Here is a 17,786-nt window from a genome sequence, read left to right as displayed (position 1 = left end):
AGATAACTGATGTATTCAATTATTGATGCAGCTTTGTCTCGTGCTCGAACAATGCTCTCTCTTTTAGCTCTCATATTGGTCGCAGGTGTCGTTACCTATATCACGATCCCCAAAGAATCGAGCCCCGACATTACCATCCCGATTATCTACGTCTCTGTTGGTCACCAGGGTATTTCGCCAACCGACGCCGAACGTTTATTGGTTAGGCCTATAGAGCAAGAGCTGAGGTCGATTGAGGGCGTAAAGGAGATGACGGCAACCGCAGCAGAAGGCCACGCCTCTGTGGTGTTGGAGTTTAATGTTGGAGTCGATCTCACTAAAGCAATGGCGGATGTTCGTGACGCCGTTGATCTCGCCAAACCAAAGTTACCAGAAGACAGTGATGAACCGACCGTAAATGAGGTGACACTCGCTTCTGAGCAGCCAGTACTTTCTGTCGTGTTATTCGGCACTGTTCCTGAACGTACTATCGTACAAATTGCCCGAGAAGTAGGAGATAAACTCGAAAGCTATCGCCAGATATTAGAGGTCGATATTGCGGGCGATCGCGATGATATCGTCGAGATCATTGTCGATCCGCTGTTGATGGAGAGCTACAGCCTAGATCAAGCGGATATCTATAACCTGATCGCTCTGAACAATCGAGTGGTCGCCGCTGGTTTTGTTGATACTGGCTACGGACGTTTCTCAGTCAAAGTTCCTTCGGTATTTAACTCTTTAAAAGACGTACTTGAGTTGCCTATCAAAGTGGATGGTAAACAGGTTGTAACCTTTGGTGATGTGGCCACGGTTCGTCGAGCGTTTCGAGATCCTGAAAGCTTTGCCCGTTTAGATGGTAAATCTGCGGTGGTCTTGGATATCAAGAAGCGTGCGGGTGAAAATATCATCGAAACCGTAGAGTTAGTTAAAGCGGTCATGGCTGGCGCTCAGCAGCAAGCGGAATGGCCAAATAACCTGTTGGTTAAATACACCTGGGATGAATCTAAAGATGTGAAGATCATGCTCAACGATCTTCAAAACAATATCTTATCCGCCATCATTTTAGTGGTGATCGTTATCATCGCCATTCTTGGTGTTCGAACCGCGTTATTGGTCGGAATTTCAATTCCTGGGTCATTCCTCACTGGGTTGTTGGTGCTGTCTGTGTTTGGTTTAACCGTCAACATCGTGGTGCTGTTCTCGTTGATCATGGCCGTTGGTATGTTGGTTGATGGTGCGATTGTGGTTACCGAGTTTGCCGACAGGCGAATGCAAGAAGGTGAAGGACGTAAAGCGGCTTACCGAGATGCCGCTAAGCGGATGGCATGGCCGATAACAGCGTCTACTGCGACAACGTTGGCGGCATTTGCTCCACTGCTGTTCTGGCCTGATGTAACAGGCGAATTCATGAAGTTCCTGCCACTGACACTTATCGCGACTTTGACGGCTTCATTGATTATGGCGCTGTTATTTGTGCCCGTATTAGGCGGCTTGATTGGCAAACCGCAATACGTATCACCCCAAAGCCAAGCGAGAATGGTGGCATTGCACAATGGTGATTTCTCACAGGCTACTGGTTTAACCAAGGCTTATTACCACACGCTTTCGATTGCGATTAAACACCCATTTAAGATTCTCTTCAGTGCGATATTACTCGCGGTTGCGGTTGGTTTTACTTATTCAAAAGCGGGTCTAGGTGCAGAGTTCTTTCCAGAAGTTGATCCGCCATTCTTTAACGTCAAAGTTCGTTCTCATGGTGATCTATCCATCCAAGAGAAAGATGTCATCATGCGTGATATTGAACAGATGATGCTGAATCATGACGAGTTCGATACCGTTTATACGCGTACTGGTGGTGATGATCAGATTGGTTTGATCTCGATTACCCCGGTTGATTGGCAATACCGCCGCAGTGTTAAGGCGATCATTGAAGAATTAAAGGTGCACACTGATCAATACGCAGGGGTCGAGATTGAATATAAGTTTCCAGATGCAGGGCCTCCGGTTGAAAATGACTTAGTGATTGAGCTGTCGGCAAGAACACCAGAGCAGCTGAATCAGGCTGCAAAAATTGTAAGGAACTGGGCGGATGGCAATCAGGCGCTGACCAATATAAGTGATACCGCGAGTAAAGATGGTATCGATTGGAAAGTGGATATTCGCAGAGATGATGCTGCGCGTTTTTCGGCTGATGCGACCTTGGTGGGTAATACGGTTCAATTCGTCACTAACGGGCTAAAGATTGGCGATTATCTCCCAGATGATTCTTCCGAAGAAGTCGACATCTTGGTGCGTTATCCAAGCGATAAAAGAGATATCGGGCGCTTTGACCAACTAAGAGTCAAAACACCAGCGGGCTTGGTGCCGATCACTAACTTTGCTCAGATAGTGCCAGACCACAAGCAGGACACGATAAAGCGCCTTGATGGTAAGCGTGTCGTGAACATCATGGCGGATATGGAAGAGGGTTATAACCTTGCCCTCGAACTGCCAAAGATTGAGCAAGCGTTAAGTGAGTTAGGCTTACCAAGTAGTGTCGAGTTTCGTATTCGTGGTCAAAATGAAGAACAAGAAAACTCGTCAGCCTTCTTACAAAGCGCATTCATGGTTGCACTGGCGGTAATGGCGTTGATTTTGATTACTCAGTTTAATAGCTTCTATCAAGCGTTCCTGATTCTAAGTGCCGTGTTGTTCTCAACCGTTGGTGTGTTTGTAGGTTTGCTTATCTTCCAGCGCCCGTTTGGCATCGTGATGTCTGGTATTGGGGTGATTGCGTTGGCTGGTATAGTGGTGAATAACAACATCGTGCTGATCGATACCTATAACCAATTGATTAAAAGAGGTTTGGACAAGCGAGATGCAATTCTCAGGACGGGTGTTCAGCGTTTAAGACCAGTAATGCTGACTACGGTTACCACCATTTTAGGCTTGATGCCGATGGTACTAGAGATGAACATCGACCTGATTAATCAAAAGATAGAGTTTGGTGCGCCGAGTACACAATGGTGGTCACAGCTTGCGACTGCTATTGCTGGAGGCTTAGCATTCGCCACGGTATTGACCTTGGTACTGACTCCTTGTTTATTAATGTTAGGGCGAGATAAGAAGCCGGAAAAATAGTAGATACAGTGGTTCGATGAACATAAAAAAGAGCGCCTTGGTGGGCGCTCTTTTAGTTGGTTTATATGGCTATCAACCTAATTGGTTGCGAGTAACTGACCGTATCGCTCAAGGTTATTTAGTCGAATCTCTGAGTTCGCAATAAATGTTGCTTTTGCTTTACCCGTTAACGACTTTGATTGAGGCAACTTCACGGTTCGCGCATTTTTATGTACGCCATTGACCAAGAATTCATAGTGTAAGTGCGGTCCAGTAACACGACCTGTACCGCCCAAAGTACCGATGGTTTGGCCTTGTTTTACGCGCTGACCTGTTTTCACCATGCGTCGCTTCATATGCAGGTACTTAGTGATGTAGGTGTTACTGTGGCGAATGAACACATAGTTACCGTTGAATTGGTTGTAACCCGACTTCTGAACGATACCGTCACCGGCTGCCCAGATAGGCGTGCCAACAGGGGCTGCGTAGTCAGTACCACGGTGAGCACGAACCTTACCAGTTACTGGGTGCTTTCTGCGTGGGTTAAAGTTCGATGTCACACGACGGAAATCAATCGGAGAGCGCAGGAAGGCCTTCTTCATTGCTCGACCATTTTCATCGAAGTAGTTGCCGCTCTTGTCATCCAATACCGCGGTAAATGAATCACCTTGGTTTTTGAACACCGCTGCCATGATCTTACCGCGACCAATCACTTCACCTTCAACGACTTTCTCTTGATACAAGATCTTGAAGCTGTCGTTCTTACGAATATCCAACGCAAAGTCGATATCCCAACCGAAAATACCCGCCAGTTCCATGATTTGGTTTGCAGTTAGGCCTGCACTAACACCGGCATTCCAGAAGTTAGACGTGATGTTGGCTTCGGCATAGTTGTATTGGTAGGCCACTTCTTTTTTGTCGAAGCTAGAGGAGAATGAATCGCCAGACTTGGTGATCTTGAAGCTTTCAAACGCACTAAGTTGTCGCTTCAACTGAATAAGGTCGTTGTTTTCATCAAAGCCGAATTGTAATACGTCGCCAGGTCTTAGGTTGGACAGCTGTTTTTTAATATCGTTGTTGGTATTGAGTAGAGTGATCAGCAAACGGTATGAAAGGCCAATACGTTCAAATAAAACAGAGGTGCTTTCGCCAGAGCGAACGGTGTATTTTTCCCATTTGAGTACTGCCGTCGGTGGTGCGTCACTTGAGCTAACAAGTGCTGATGCACTGATCGTCAGTGGGTAGTGTTTCCCCACCACTAAAGCTCCCGTATCGTCACGTAAGCTGTTGACGTCGGGGAGTAAGAAAATAGCGATAAAAATTACGGCACTAAAAAATGCGATAAATGCCCGGTGCAAAATGGGAAGGCGTGCAAAAATAGACAACATGTTCCGGTTCGTTCTGTAAATATCATGAAAATCGACGACGGAATAGTGTAACTGGTTTCAAAATACATCGCTATTCAAGTAAGATGTCTAACTATTATATTTTTGCCAAATCTGTGGGAGTGAACAAGAATGGCGAGTATTGAAGCTGCACTAGCCGAGATCAAACGTGGCGTAGAAGAACTGATTCCAGAAGACGAACTGATTGCTAAATTAAAAGAAGGTCGTCCTTTACGCATTAAATTGGGTGCAGATCCAACTGCTCCAGATATCCACCTGGGCCATACGGTAATCTTTAACAAGCTTCGTGCTTTCCAAGAGCTTGGTCACGAAGTGACATTCCTAATTGGTGATTTCACTGCAATGGTTGGTGACCCATCAGGTAAGAATTCAACACGTCCACCACTAAGCCGTGAAGACGTATTGAAGAATGCTGAAACTTATAAAGAGCAAGTATTCAAAATTCTAGATCCTGCGAAAACGCAAATTCGCTTCAACTCTGAGTGGCTATCTGACCTTGGTGCTGAAGGCATGATTCGTCTTGCTTCTAACCAAACTGTTGCTCGTATGCTTGAGCGTGATGACTTTAAAAAGCGTTACGCTGGTGGTCAACCGATCGCAATCCACGAATTCATGTACCCACTTCTACAAGGTCACGACTCTGTTGCACTAGAGAGCGACGTTGAGCTTGGCGGTACTGACCAGAAGTTTAACCTTCTAATGGGTCGTGAACTGCAAAAAGCTGCAGGTCAAAAACCACAAGCGGTACTGATGATGCCACTACTTGTTGGTTTAGACGGCGTTAAGAAGATGTCTAAGTCTGCGCACAACTACATCGGTATCAGCGAAGCACCAAGCGAGATGTTTGGTAAGATCATGTCTATCTCTGACGATCTAATGTGGAGCTACTACGAGCTACTGTCTTTCCGTCCTCTTGAAGAAGTTGCGGAACTGAAAGCTGGCGTTGAGGCGGGCAAAAACCCTCGTGACGTGAAAGTACTTCTTGCTAAAGAGATCATTGCTCGTTTCCACAGCGAAGCCGATGCTGAAGCGGCTGAACAAGAGTTCGTTAACCGTTTTGCTAAGAACCAAGTTCCTGATGAAATGCCTGAATTTGAATTCGAAGCAGGCCTGCCAATTGCGAACGTTCTAAAGGAAGCAGGTCTTGTAAACTCGACTTCTGATGCGATGCGTATGATCAAGCAAGGCGCAGCTAAGCTTGAAGGCGAGAAGATTGAAGACAGCAAATTCGTACCTGAAGCAGGTACTGCAGTTTACCAAGTTGGTAAGCGTAAGTTTGCTCGTATTACTATCAAGTAATATTAAATCTCAATGATTTATAGAAAAGGCATCTTCGGATGCCTTTTTTATTGACAGAAAGTTGACGAAGAATTTTTTACAGGATTGCTACACTATGCGCGCTGTCGAGCTGACAGTAATTTTGGAGATTTTTATGAACAATACCGACCATCCTCCTAGTTTGAATGGAGAAGAGTAACCTGTCTCGGTATTGATCTATTATCCTTCCGTTCAGGTAGGGTATCTTTGTTCCCCCCCCCTCATTCTTTTCCACACTCTAGATTCTAACAAGTAGAAACATCAGTGCTTTAAGCTCTTGGTGTACACCGCTTTATACTCTCGGGGTACTCTCTATAGGCTACTTGTTTTGATGGTCGTTACCTTTGCCAATCGGGAGATTCGCCATGACGGTAATGAACAACACTTTTTTATCTATTGAAGCTCTGTACTCAGAGCAAGACATCCAAGCTGTATCGAATGCCTTTCAACAGTACGGACGTGAGCAACAAATTAACCTTTTGAACCGCATGCCACTTGAAGATGCGGTGTTAGTGCTTGGGCAATGCTCTCTGAGTACGATTCAGACTTTACTTAGTGAGCTAGAAGAGCAGGGCTTTGAGAAGCGCTCTCGACATCTAGCTCACCAACTAGGGCTGATCTACTCAGAGGTTGAACCTCAACAAGGTTACCTTTCAACTGGAGTGCTTAGCCATGTTAGGCAGCGTATCGGTTGGATTATTGCCTTAGCACTGCTGGGCATTGTCTCTGGGCTTATCATTGCTCAGTATGAAGACATTCTTAGTCAGCTAGTACTTCTGGCGATTTATATGCCGGTAATCGCTGCCGCGGGTGGCAACACAGGAACACAAGCTGCGACTTTGGTCATTAGGGCCTTAGCCACAGGGGAATTGAAGAAACGCCAGTGGGCCAACGTTCTATGGAAAGAGCTTAGAGTTGCTATCTGTTTAGCTCTTGCGATCGCCTTAGTGATGGTTGGCCGAATCTTATTGTTCAGTGACAACCAGTCAACGGGGGGTTACGACATTAATATGATTGCTTACGCGATTGCTGTTGCTCTGTTTATTCAAGTGACCATATCAACTGTACTCGGCGGCGGGTTACCGATAGTCGCTCGATTCTTCAAACTTGATCCTGCTGTGTTAGTGAGCCCTGTACTGGCTTCGATAGTGGATATCTCTGGAATGTGGATCTACTTCACTGTGGTTAATTCATTCTTAGGGATCGCTTAGCTCCTATAAAAATAGGTACCTATAAAAATAGCTAAAAACACCTTAGAGACAAAAATGGCGCTGAAGATTCAAGATCTTCAGCGCCATTTTTATTGCTTAAGTAGAAGCTTAAACAGAGTTGAACATTACTTAGGTTTGCTCTGTGTTTGACTGAATTCAACTACATCTGTGTAGAAAGCTCGTTCAAACTGGGTAATGGGTGCTTCTACTGGTTTTTCTGGATCTGGTGTGTCAGGAAAGTAATCACGGACAAACTGTACAAATAGAGAGTTTGGTTTTCCCGCTTTATCTAAACCAAAGCCTGCCATGTTATAGCTCCCATACAAAGAACCACTTTTGGCAATAATGTTACCTTGGATTGGTGCTTTTCTCATGCTTGGACGGTACTTGAGCGTTCCATTTACACCTGATGTTGGCATCACTTCAATTAGATTTAGTTTTTGGTCGTTTTCCCAGATATAGCGAAGCACCTGCGCCATGGTCTGCGAGCTCATTCGGTTATTTCTAGATAGCCCTGAACCATCAGCTAGCTGCGCTTTACTGAGGTCGATGTTCGCCTTAGTTAGTAGTATCTGCTTTATAGCTTCAGTGCCGTTATTGAAGCTACCCGGTTGAACATAAAATGTCGCTCCCAGTGTTTTGGTAAGATTATCTGCGATAAGGTTATCCGACTTCTTGAGCATGATATCGAGCAGCTCTGGAAGTTTAGCTGAGTGATGGCTAGCCACTAACGTGGTTTTGTCTGCTTTCTCTTTTTTACCAACAATCACATCGCCTTTAACCTGGATCTTCAATTCTTTAAGTAGTGAGTGAACCACTTGAGAGGTGTAAAGTTCTGGATTTTGAATTGCAAACTTGAGAGGGAGTGGCTTTTTACGTTCAACTAAGCAACCAGAGAGCTTATAAGCGTTATCTGGTGTGGTGATGAGCTCTAAGTCGCATTGTGTTGCCTTCTGTCCGGAGCGAGTTACCGTGGCTGCTGAGGTTGTCACGTCTATTGGGTAGTGAGCTGGGATATATACGCGTGTTGTACCGTTATCTTTTGTATAAATAGAGGCTTGTGCGCAGTTACTGTCTAAGGTCATTGCACTAGAGGGAGCGCTGTAACAAACGCCTAAAATGTCCCAAGGCCAACCAACCGCTCGTTGATAGCCAGTAAAAGCTGAGTTATCGAGGTATAAGTTGCCCTTGATGGTTTTAGATTGCGATTTAGCATATTGATCTAAAAGGTTTTTTAGATGCTCTCTTTGTAGTGTAGGGTCACCACTGAATGCGATCACGACATCTTTATTAGAACGCGCAATTCTGGTCGTGTAGTTAAAATTATCTCCTAACTCCAATTTGGCTGCCAAAGCGGTGACTAGCTTTAACGTACTGGCGGGTGGGTAAAAGCCATCGCTATTGGTGTTCAACTCACTCGAATCATCACTCAATGACTTCAATATCAAGCTTGTGCTACTGCCATCGGGCAGTTTATCTAGAGGGATGTATTCGAAAGCATTAATTGAATAGCTACACAGTGACAAACCACATAGGAGTAAGCTGGATAGAAGGCGCATAGAAGGTTTTCTTGGATGGCTGATGTTTTCAGTATACAGATATAAAAAACGCCCGCTATAGAGCGGGCGTTTTGATTCCAAATTAACTAATTAATCAATTAGATAATCAGAATTAGAAGTCGTAACGTAGGCCTAGTGCTAGCTCGTCTTCAGCTTGTGCAGAAGTTGCGACACCGTTTGAAGCTAGGTCTGTAGTACCGATCTTATCACCCGCAGAGATTAGGTTGAAGTTGTACGATACGTAGCCACGGAAGTTAGGCTTGAAGTAGTACGTTGCGTCGATAGCGATATTGTCAGCAGACGTTTCGCTATCAGTTTCTGCGTTGTTGTACGTAGTTGAGAATACAGTTTGGCCTAGAGTATAAGCCGCTGCTAGCTCGTAACCTGTGTAATCAACAGCTTTATTTTTGATTGTGCCTGTAGTTTGCTTTTCACCGTCAGTGAAAACACCAGCGAAGTACAGGTCAGAGATAGCGTAAGAAGCAGAAAGCATGTACTCGTTAGATTTATCTTGGTCTGCGTAACCAGCACCTAACTTAGCGCCAGTCTCGCCGATTGCGTAGATAGCAGATAGAGAGTAACCATCTTTACCGTTGTCAGTGAACTCGCCACCTTTAGTTTCTTCACGATCTGCGAAGCGGTAGCTTGCTTTTAGACCTAGGTCTTGGAATTGACCTTTGTAAGAAAGCATGTTGTCAGCACGGTCTGCTGCATTGATTTTATCTGCTGCAGAGTTACCGTGGTAAGCCATGATATCGGTAAAGTCAGTGATTACGCCTAGAGCGCCGTCGTTTTTACCGAAAGTTACTTCACCGAATGTACCGCCAAGTCCAGCGTAAGCGTAACGGTTAGTTAGGCTGTCGCTGTTTTTGTCAGTGCCTTCGCCGTTTTCAGCCGTTGTGAATTCGCCTTCGTAGAAACCAACACCGTATAGGCCATCTTGGATTTCAACTTGACCTAGAAAGTTAAGACGGATTCGAGAATTGTCTTGAGCGTTACCATCTTTCATAGATAGACGAGCTTCCGCACGGCCACCCATTTCTAGAGAAGTACCGTCTTGGTTGTATAGTTCTGAAGCGTTAGCACCAGTAGCAAGAGCTGCAGCAGATACAGCAAGCGCGATCATAGTCTTGTTCATGTTATTAATTCCTAATTACTGTCCATAAAGGTATTTATCAAGGATTTGAATCCTTTTTGTGTATTGCTCGTATTAATCAAGCTTCATAATCATGCTTAGAACAAAAGCGTGAAACTTGCCAGAACAATCCGTGGGGTACTTTTTAACCCTAAAGTTCCACCATCAGGTAGTAAAATGATATCAATAAAAATTATGCACACTGTTTTATTGGGTTTTGCCATGTTTAAATTATTGATTTAATGTGGTTTTTAGAAAAGTGTGATCTGTGTTTATTTGGTTTATTTTTGTTTTTTTTAGATTTTTTACCGCCAACTTATTGATGGTGAGGTTATTATTCATTTTTGTGATGTCTGTAATTTAGACCTAGATAAAGCTTTTATAACGCAAAGTGGAATAAAGGTGATTTAGCCATAAAGTTTGTTTACACTAAGCCAAATTGTTTTGTTTCTATCACCCAATAAGTATGTTGGGTGGATTTATGTTGGCCAAAGAAAGCTTTGGCATAGAGGTAAAAAATGGAAAAGGTTCCAATGACAGTACGTGGCGCTCAGCAGCTACGTGACGAATTAGATCGCCTACTTAAGCTACGTCCTATTATTTCAGCAGCTATTGGTGAAGCTCGTGAACTCGGTGACTTGAAAGAGAATGCTGAATACCACGCAGCTCGTGAAGAGCAGGGTATCTGTGAAGCTCAAATTCGAGATATTGAATATAAGCTATCACTGGCTCAGATCATCGATGTAACGCAGATGGAAAACACAGGTAAGATTATCTTTGGTACGACAGTGACTTTGATTGACGTAGATACGGATGAAGAATTCCGCTACCAAATCGTTTCTGAAGATGAAGCCGATATCAAAACGGGGCGCATTTCTGTGAAATCCCCAATTGCACGTGGTCTTATCGGTAAGATGGAAGGCGATGAAGTACTGATCTCTACCCCTGGTGGTGATAAAGACTTCGAAATCGACAAAGTAGAATATATCTAATTGAATTTTCTTTGTTTCTGATAAGTAAAAAAGGTCGCTAATGCGACCTTTTTCGTTTCTCACGCTACACTAAAAGCTAAGCGCAGTGGCTTTCTTTTAATGAAGTTAGCTTATATTAAGCTCGCTTACTTGCGTGGAATCTCGATTTTACGTGCTTCAGACTGACGGAACAGTACAAGAACTTTACCGATAGTTTGTACTTTTTCAGCTTTAGTTTCACGTACAATTGCATCGATAATTAGTTGCTTAGTCTCACGGTCTTCTGATGCAACTTTAATCTTGATCAGTTCGTGGTGGTCTAGAGCTAATTCGATTTCCGCTAGAACAGCTTCAGTAAGTCCATTTGCGCCCATTAGCACAACAGGTTTTAAACTGTGAGCTAGGCCCTTTAGATGCTGCTTTTGTTTGGTACTTAGGTTCATTACGCGGCCAATTTTATTTAGTATTAGGGTTGAAAAAACCTATTTTAACGCCATCTAAAGCTGAAGACTATAATTTATTCAGCAATTAGTACTTTCCTCCAATTTAGGTATCCAATGAGCAAACAGAAACACTCGGCCAGTTCGGGCCGTTGGTTGAAGGAACACTTCGACGACAAGTACGCAAATGAAGCCAGAAAAAAAGGCTATCGTTCGCGTGCTTATTTCAAAATGGAAGAGATTCAAACGAAAGATAAATTGCTGACTCCAGGGATGACCATTGTGGATTTGGGTGCAGCGCCTGGCGGTTGGTCTCAATATGCTGCTAAGATTATCGGAGACAACGGTCAAATCATTGCGTGTGACTTGTTACCAATGGATCCGATTGCTGGTGTGAGCTTTTTACAAGGCGATTTCCGCGAAGAAGCTGTTCTAGATGCCTTGCTGGAACGTATACAACCCAACATGGTTGATGTCGTGATGTCTGATATGGCGCCTAATATAGCAGGCAACAATTCTGTGGATCAGCCAAGAGCTATGTATTTAGTTGAATTAGCTTTGGATATGTGTCGACAAGTTCTAGCTACCAATGGTAGTTTTGTTGTAAAAGTATTCCAAGGCGAAGGGTTTGACCAATATGTTAAGGACGTCCGTGAGATGTTTAAAACAGTCAAAGTTAGAAAACCCGACTCTTCTCGAGCTCGCTCTCGTGAAGTGTTTATCGTAGCAACTGGTTACAAAGGTTAACGATTCTCTTCCAAGAGTGAGAGTTAACAACATGGCTACAGGTTACAAACTGTAGTACCCTACCTTTAATTACAATTAGTTATCGAGAGGCTTACACCTTGAGTGACATGGCAAAAAATTTAATTCTGTGGCTTGTTATCGCGGTAGTGTTGATGTCGGTATTCCAGAGCTTCGGCCCTGGGGAAAGTAACGGCAGAGCAGTAGATTACACCACGTTTGTACAGGAAGTTGGCCAAGGCCAGATTCAAGACGCACAGTTCAATAACAGCGAAATCACTTTCACACGTCGTGGTGGTGGCTCTAAGTATGTAACTTACATGCCTGTTTATGATCAAAAGCTACTTGATGACTTAATTAATCAAAACGTAAAAGTTCAGGGTACACCACCTGAAGAGCAGAGCCTGCTTGGCACTATCTTCATTTCATGGTTCCCAATGATCTTACTGATTGGTGTGTGGATTTTCTTCATGCGTCAAATGCAAGGCGGCGGCGGCGGTAAAGGCGCAATGTCTTTTGGTAAGAGCAAAGCTCGAATGATGAGCGAAGAACAAATCAAAACGATGTTTGCTGATGTTGCTGGTTGTGACGAAGCAAAAGAAGACGTGAAAGAGCTTGTGGATTACCTTCGTGACCCAAGCCGCTTCCAAAAGCTTGGTGGTAAGATCCCGACAGGTATCCTGTTGGTAGGTCCTCCTGGTACGGGTAAGACATTGCTTGCAAAAGCGATTGCTGGTGAAGCGAAAGTACCGTTCTTTACTATCTCTGGTTCTGACTTCGTTGAAATGTTTGTTGGTGTTGGTGCATCTCGTGTGCGTGACATGTTCGAACAAGCGAAGAAAGCAGCGCCTTGTATCATCTTTATCGATGAAATCGATGCGGTAGGTCGTCAACGTGGCGCTGGTGTTGGTGGTGGTCACGATGAACGTGAGCAAACACTTAACCAAATGCTGGTTGAGATGGATGGTTTCGAAGGTAACGAAGGTATTATTGTTATCGCTGCGACTAACCGTCCAGACGTACTAGACCCTGCATTACTTCGTCCTGGTCGTTTTGACCGTCAAGTTGTGGTTGGTCTACCTGATGTACGTGGTCGTGAACAGATTCTTAAAGTACACATGCGTAAAGTGCCACTGTCAGGTGATGTTGAACCATCTCTGATTGCTCGTGGTACTCCAGGTTTCTCTGGTGCAGACCTTGCGAACCTTGTTAACGAAGCGGCTCTATTTGCTGCTCGCGGAAACAAACGCAATGTCTCTATGGTTGAGTTTGAACTTGCGAAAGATAAGATCATGATGGGTGCAGAGCGCCGCTCAATGGTTATGTCTGAAGAAGTGAAAGAATCAACGGCTTATCACGAAGCGGGTCACGCAATTGTTGGCCGTTTGGTACCTGAACACGATCCAGTGTACAAAGTATCAATCATCCCACGTGGTCGTGCGCTTGGTGTAACTATGTACTTACCTGAGCAAGATCGCGTGAGCATGTCTCGCCAACACCTAGAGTCTATGATTTCTAGCTTGTACGGTGGTCGTCTTGCTGAAGAACTTATCTACGGTAAAGACAAAGTTTCGACCGGTGCGTCTAACGATATCGAACGTGCAACAGATATTGCTCGTAAGATGGTTACGCAGTGGGGCTTCTCTGAAAAACTAGGTCCTCTTCTTTATGCTGAAGAAGAAGGCGAAGTTTTCCTAGGTCGCGGTATGAGCCAAGCTAAGCATGTTTCTGACGATACAACTAAGCTGATCGATGAAGAAATTCGTATTCTAATCGACCGTAACTACGCTCGTGCGAAGCAAATTCTTGAAGAGAACATGGATATCATGCACTCGATGAAAGATGCGCTAATGAAGTTTGAAACGATCGATGCAGGTCAAATTGATGACTTGATGGAACGTAAAGACGACATTCGTGAGCCTGCTGGTTGGGGCGATCAGGCGAAAGCAGAACCTGCAAAGGAAGAAGTTAAACCTGAAGCTAAATCAGAAGAGGCTGCAGCCGAACCAAAAGCTGAAGAGTCGAAAGTTGAAGAAGTTAAATCTGAAACAGATGATGCTCAAAACAAAGATTCTTAATCGTTAAGCTTTAAATTAAAACCCTGAGTACGCTCAGGGTTTTTCTTTTTATAGGCCAAGATGTTTTTTACCTTTAAGACCTACCTTTCATGATATTAAAAGCACACGATAAAACGCTCGTTTTAGACCGTCCACATGTGATGGGGATTCTAAATGTTACACCTGACTCTTTCTCTGATGGTGGGAAATTCAACTCTTTAGATAATGCCTTACTGCAAGCTGAGCGTATGATTCAAGCTGGCGTGAGCATTATTGATATTGGTGGTGAATCGACTCGTCCGGGTGCTCCAGAGGTGTCCTTAGAGGAAGAGTTAGCTCGAGTTATCCCTGCGATTAAAGCGATTCGCGCCAAGTTTGATGTTTGGATCTCGATTGATACCAGCAAAGCTGAGGTGATGCGCCAAGCTGTTGAAGCAGGGGCTGATTTGATCAATGATGTACGCGCACTGCAAGAGCCCGGAGCTCTAGAAGTGGCCGCAGAGGCTAATGTACCTATTTGCTTGATGCACATGAAAGGCCAGCCAAGAACCATGCAAGCTAACCCTAGCTATGACGATGTTTTCACGGATGTTGAAGACTTTTTAAAAGAAAGGGTCGAAGCTTGTGAGGCGGTCGGTATCTCAAAAGAGCAGCTGATTCTTGACCCAGGTTTTGGTTTTGGTAAAACCATCGAACACAATTACCATTTATTAGCGCACCTTGAAAAATTTCATACGCTTGGCTTGCCAATCTTAGCGGGTATCTCGAGAAAATCGATGATCTTTAAGCTTCTAGATAAAGCACCAGCAGATTGCATGGTAGGAAGTGTTACTTGCGCCACCATTGCAGCGATGAAAGGTGCTCAAATTATTCGCGTTCACGATGTTGAAGATACATTGGAAGCGATGAAGATAATCGAAGTGATGAATAACAATCACTAATCATAATTAAGGAAAATCAATATGTCTGATAAAAGACGTTACTTCGGCACAGATGGTGTGCGTGGCAAAGTTGGCCAGTACCCAATTACGCCTGATTTTGTTTTGAAGCTTGGCTGGGCTGCGGGTCGTGTTTTAGCAAAGCAGGGCACAAAGAAAGTGATCATTGGTAAAGATACTCGTATTTCTGGTTACATGCTGGAGTCTGCTTTAGAAGCTGGCTTAGCTGCTGCGGGTCTTCAGGCTACGTTTACGGGGCCAATGCCGACACCGGCTGTTGCTTACCTAACACAAACTTTCCGTGCTGAGGCGGGGATTGTTATCTCTGCTTCGCACAACCCATATTACGATAACGGCATCAAGTTCTTCTCTTCTGAAGGTACAAAACTTCCAGACGATATCGAGTTAGCGATTGAAGCTGAACTTGATAAAGACATTGAGTGTGTTGATTCTTCTGAACTGGGTAAAGCTGTACGTTTAAACGATGCGGCAGGTCGTTACATCGAATTCTGTAAGAGCACGTTCCCAAATCAGATGACACTTGCAGGAATGAAGATTGTTGTCGATTGTGCACACGGTGCAACTTACCATATCGCTCCTGCGGTATTTAAAGAGTTGGGTGCTGAAGTCATTGCAATGGGCGTTGAGCCTAATGGCACTAACATCAATCACGAAGTAGGTGCGACAGATGTGCGTGCTCTACAAGCTAAAGTGGTTGAAGAGAAAGCAGCATTAGGCCTTGGCTTTGATGGCGACGGTGATCGCATCATCATGGTTGATGAGCTAGGCAATAAGGTTGATGGCGATCAAATCGCTTACATCATTGCTCGTGACGCGCTACGTCGTGGTGAACTAAAAGGCGGTGTTGTCGGTACACTAATGACCAACCTGGGTATGGAAAACGGCCTTAAGCAGTTAGGCATTCCATTTGTGCGTGCCGCTGTTGGTGACCGTTACGTGATGGAGCAACTTCTAGCTAAAGGTTGGAAGATCGGTGCTGAAAACTCGGGTCACGTTATCCTATTAGATAAAGTGACAACCGGTGATGCTATCGTTGCTGCTCTGCAAGTATTGGCTTCAGTTGTCGATAGTGAAATGACACTGAATGAACTGTCTCAAGGCATGACGCTATACCCTCAAGTACTAGAAAACGTTCGTTTCAGTGGTGATTCAAACCCACTAGAAGCAGAAGCTGTGAAAGCGGCTGTTATTGAAGTTGAGACCGAACTTGGCGAGAAAGGTCGTGTGCTATTACGCAAATCGGGTACTGAGCCACTACTGCGCGTAATGGTCGAAGGTGAAGATGCTGAACTTGTTCAGAGTTCTGCACTGAAAATTGCTGATGCAGTAAAAGCGAATTGCTAATAAAACGTTTGCCGTAACAGGCGAAGCCGGTCTCACTTGTGGGGGCCGGGTTTTAGTTATGTGATGATTTAAAAGGGGCGCAAATGAGTTTTGTGTCCCTTTTGCCCTTTTTTTGACCACTTGCTTGGTAAAGGCTTATTTTTTAGTAAATTCCCCTTGTCAGTCATCGTCGCATTCGCTAGTATTGCTCGGCCTTCAGTTAGGAGGTCGCTAGCCTTGTTCTTGAAAATAGTTTTTTGAACGGCGCTGGCTCAACAATTAGGAACATAGGTGGAAAAATGTTTACAGTTCTACTTGTGATTTACCTGTTGGCAGCGCTTGGTGTAATTGGCCTAGTGTTGATTCAACAAGGTAAAGGCGCAGATATGGGAGCCTCTTTCGGTGCTGGCGCTTCAAACACTGTGTTTGGTGCTGGTGGCTCAGGAAATTTCCTTACCCGAATGACTGCAATTTTTGCAACTACATTTTTTATCCTTAGCTTAGTGCTTGGTAATATGTCTACACATAAAACTGAGTCACAATGGATTGACCCGACCCAAGGTCAGGTAATTCAGCAAGCTGAAGATGCAGTGAGTGAAGTTCCATCGCAAGGCGACGAAATTCCACAATAATCTGTAAAGATTTGATGCCGAGATGGTGAAATTGGTAGACACGCTAGCATGAGGTGCTAGTGCCTTAGGGTGTGAGGGTTCGAGTCCCTCTCTCGGCACCATGTTTACAAACTTGTAAAACATCTTGTTGGGCGTATAATGCTCACAAGTCGGACGCGGGATGGAGCAGTTTGGTAGCTCGTCGGGCTCATAACCCGAAGGTCGTCGGTTCAAATCCGGCTCCCGCAACCAATTTCAATGCTATTATATAGCTTGTATTGGTAGCAAGTTTGCACAGTGTGAACCTCACTGTGAGTTAAGTGTAATATCAAATATGATGACACTTAACATATAAGGGTCCAGCAACAAAAACCCCGGCTTATACGGGGTTTTTTGTTATCTAAGCATTTATAAATTCTTAGATGATAATGTTTGCTTGGAATTTAAATTGGGCTTTGAGCCCTTTTTTTGTTTCTGGAGTGGTTAAATGACTGGTTTAGAAAGACAACTTACTGAAATGCTTGACGCTCCAGTAGCAGCATCAGGTTATGAGTTAGTTGGATTAGAATTTATTCGTGCTGGTGAGCACTCAACGCTACGCATTTACATCGATTCACCAAATGGTATCAATGTAGATGATTGCTCTGAAGTTAGTCACCAAGTAAGTGCCGTAATGGACGTTGAAGATCCAATTTCAGTGGCTTATAACCTTGAAGTGTCTTCACCAGGTTTAGAGAGACCACTGTTCAAAGCTGAGCATTACCAACAATTTATTGGTCACGAGGTAAGCATCGTTTTGAAAATGGCTGTCGGCAACCGTCGTAAATGGAAAGGTGATATCCAATCTATCGAAGGCGAGACAGTGAAAGTATTGGTTGAAGGACAAGAAGAAGAATTCGTCCTGAGCAATATTGCGAAAGCTAACCTGATCCCTAAATTTTAGTTCTCCTAGAGAGAAGAGCTTAAGAGGCTAGA

General features: G+C 44.3%; 14 protein-coding genes and 2 tRNA genes. 12 read left to right on the top strand and 4 right to left on the bottom strand.

Features of this window, described 5'->3' with window-relative positions:
• Positions 1–9: 9 nt before the first annotated feature.
• Positions 10–3,099, top strand: a complete 3,090-nt coding sequence (locus tag AB4407_RS14070; protein WP_372121008.1) for an efflux RND transporter permease subunit — start codon at positions 10–12, stop codon at positions 3,097–3,099.
• 77 nt (positions 3,100–3,176) lie between these two features.
• Here the strand turns inward: AB4407_RS14070 and AB4407_RS14065 are convergent, their stop codons facing one another.
• On the bottom strand, positions 3,177–4,466 hold the full coding sequence (locus AB4407_RS14065; protein ID WP_372121007.1) for a peptidoglycan DD-metalloendopeptidase family protein: 1,290 nt from the start codon (positions 4,464–4,466) through the stop codon (positions 3,177–3,179).
• Between the two features lie 129 nt (positions 4,467–4,595).
• Between AB4407_RS14065 and tyrS the strand changes: the two genes are divergently transcribed.
• Complete coding sequence (gene tyrS, locus AB4407_RS14060) at positions 4,596–5,783, top strand: tyrosine--tRNA ligase (protein WP_372121006.1); 1,188 nt, start codon at positions 4,596–4,598, stop codon at positions 5,781–5,783.
• Between the two features lie 383 nt (positions 5,784–6,166).
• Entirely contained in the window at positions 6,167–7,012 is an 846-nt protein-coding gene (locus AB4407_RS14055; protein ID WP_029225591.1) for a magnesium transporter, read from the top strand.
• A 125-nt stretch (positions 7,013–7,137) separates the two neighbouring features.
• Here the strand turns inward: AB4407_RS14055 and dacB are convergent, their stop codons facing one another.
• On the bottom strand, positions 7,138–8,571 hold the full coding sequence (gene dacB, locus AB4407_RS14050) for a serine-type D-Ala-D-Ala carboxypeptidase (RefSeq protein ID WP_372121005.1): 1,434 nt from the start codon (positions 8,569–8,571) through the stop codon (positions 7,138–7,140).
• Positions 8,572–8,683: 112 nt separating this feature from the next.
• Positions 8,684–9,709, bottom strand: a complete 1,026-nt coding sequence (locus AB4407_RS14045; RefSeq protein ID WP_372121004.1) for a porin — start codon at positions 9,707–9,709, stop codon at positions 8,684–8,686.
• 515 nt (positions 9,710–10,224) lie between these two features.
• On the opposite strand from AB4407_RS14045, the gene greA reads away from it, so the two are divergent.
• Entirely contained in the window at positions 10,225–10,698 is a 474-nt protein-coding gene (greA, locus tag AB4407_RS14040) for a transcription elongation factor GreA (protein ID WP_372121003.1), read from the top strand.
• A gap of 125 nt (positions 10,699–10,823) precedes the next feature.
• Here greA and yhbY read toward each other — a convergent pair whose 3' ends face one another.
• Complete coding sequence (gene yhbY / locus AB4407_RS14035) at positions 10,824–11,120, bottom strand: ribosome assembly RNA-binding protein YhbY (protein ID WP_004738252.1); 297 nt, start codon at positions 11,118–11,120, stop codon at positions 10,824–10,826.
• A gap of 114 nt (positions 11,121–11,234) precedes the next feature.
• Between yhbY and rlmE the strand changes: the two genes are divergently transcribed.
• The 8 genes from rlmE to rimP all read left to right on the top strand — a co-directional run bounded on the left by rlmE (position 11,235) and on the right by rimP (position 17,754).
• The gene (gene rlmE, locus AB4407_RS14030) at positions 11,235–11,864 is read left to right on the top strand and encodes a 23S rRNA (uridine(2552)-2'-O)-methyltransferase RlmE (RefSeq protein WP_009847548.1); all 630 of its coding nucleotides are present in this window, start codon (positions 11,235–11,237) and stop codon (positions 11,862–11,864) included.
• A 107-nt stretch (positions 11,865–11,971) separates the two neighbouring features.
• A complete protein-coding gene (gene ftsH, locus AB4407_RS14025; protein WP_372121002.1) occupies positions 11,972–13,939 on the top strand; it encodes an ATP-dependent zinc metalloprotease FtsH in 1,968 nt (655 codons plus the stop codon).
• Positions 13,940–14,028: 89 nt separating this feature from the next.
• Positions 14,029–14,859, top strand: coding sequence for a dihydropteroate synthase (gene folP, locus AB4407_RS14020; RefSeq protein ID WP_372121001.1), 831 nt, complete (start codon positions 14,029–14,031; stop codon positions 14,857–14,859).
• Positions 14,860–14,880: 21 nt separating this feature from the next.
• The gene (gene glmM, locus AB4407_RS14015; protein ID WP_372121000.1) at positions 14,881–16,221 is read left to right on the top strand and encodes a phosphoglucosamine mutase; all 1,341 of its coding nucleotides are present in this window, start codon (positions 14,881–14,883) and stop codon (positions 16,219–16,221) included.
• A gap of 278 nt (positions 16,222–16,499) precedes the next feature.
• Positions 16,500–16,832, top strand: a complete 333-nt coding sequence (gene secG / locus AB4407_RS14010) for a preprotein translocase subunit SecG (protein WP_372120999.1) — start codon at positions 16,500–16,502, stop codon at positions 16,830–16,832.
• Between the two features lie 16 nt (positions 16,833–16,848).
• Positions 16,849–16,933 (top strand) — tRNA-Leu (locus AB4407_RS14005).
• Between the two features lie 53 nt (positions 16,934–16,986).
• Positions 16,987–17,063: transfer RNA gene (locus tag AB4407_RS14000), tRNA-Met, on the top strand.
• A gap of 235 nt (positions 17,064–17,298) precedes the next feature.
• Complete coding sequence (gene rimP / locus AB4407_RS13995) at positions 17,299–17,754, top strand: ribosome maturation factor RimP (protein ID WP_004734501.1); 456 nt, start codon at positions 17,299–17,301, stop codon at positions 17,752–17,754.
• The last annotated feature ends 32 nt before the right edge of the window (positions 17,755–17,786 follow it).

It is taken from the genome of Vibrio sp. 10N.261.46.E11 (assembly GCF_041472735.1).
Lineage (GTDB): Bacteria > Pseudomonadota > Gammaproteobacteria > Enterobacterales > Vibrionaceae > Vibrio.
This window is presented reverse-complemented; position numbering and strand designations above follow the sequence as displayed.

What these genes read in the sequence shown, in the direction of transcription:
- AB4407_RS14065 (WP_372121007.1), bottom strand. Translation starts at nt 4,466, where the DNA reads ATGTTGTCTATTTTTGCACGCCTTCCCATTTTGCACCGGGCATTTATC.
- rimP (WP_004734501.1), top strand. Translation starts at nt 17,299, where the DNA reads ATGACTGGTTTAGAAAGACAACTTACTGAAATGCTTGACGCTCCAGTA.
- AB4407_RS14055 (WP_029225591.1), top strand. Translation starts at nt 6,167, where the DNA reads ATGACGGTAATGAACAACACTTTTTTATCTATTGAAGCTCTGTACTCA.
- AB4407_RS14045 (WP_372121004.1), bottom strand. Translation starts at nt 9,709, where the DNA reads ATGAACAAGACTATGATCGCGCTTGCTGTATCTGCTGCAGCTCTTGCT.
- folP (WP_372121001.1), top strand. Translation starts at nt 14,029, where the DNA reads ATGATATTAAAAGCACACGATAAAACGCTCGTTTTAGACCGTCCACAT.
- ftsH (WP_372121002.1), top strand. Translation starts at nt 11,972, where the DNA reads ATGGCAAAAAATTTAATTCTGTGGCTTGTTATCGCGGTAGTGTTGATG.
- yhbY (WP_004738252.1), bottom strand. Translation starts at nt 11,120, where the DNA reads ATGAACCTAAGTACCAAACAAAAGCAGCATCTAAAGGGCCTAGCTCAC.
- tyrS (WP_372121006.1), top strand. Translation starts at nt 4,596, where the DNA reads ATGGCGAGTATTGAAGCTGCACTAGCCGAGATCAAACGTGGCGTAGAA.
- secG (WP_372120999.1), top strand. Translation starts at nt 16,500, where the DNA reads ATGTTTACAGTTCTACTTGTGATTTACCTGTTGGCAGCGCTTGGTGTA.
- glmM (WP_372121000.1), top strand. Translation starts at nt 14,881, where the DNA reads ATGTCTGATAAAAGACGTTACTTCGGCACAGATGGTGTGCGTGGCAAA.
- rlmE (WP_009847548.1), top strand. Translation starts at nt 11,235, where the DNA reads ATGAGCAAACAGAAACACTCGGCCAGTTCGGGCCGTTGGTTGAAGGAA.
- greA (WP_372121003.1), top strand. Translation starts at nt 10,225, where the DNA reads ATGGAAAAGGTTCCAATGACAGTACGTGGCGCTCAGCAGCTACGTGAC.
- dacB (WP_372121005.1), bottom strand. Translation starts at nt 8,571, where the DNA reads ATGCGCCTTCTATCCAGCTTACTCCTATGTGGTTTGTCACTGTGTAGC.
- AB4407_RS14070 (WP_372121008.1), top strand. Translation starts at nt 10, where the DNA reads ATGTATTCAATTATTGATGCAGCTTTGTCTCGTGCTCGAACAATGCTC.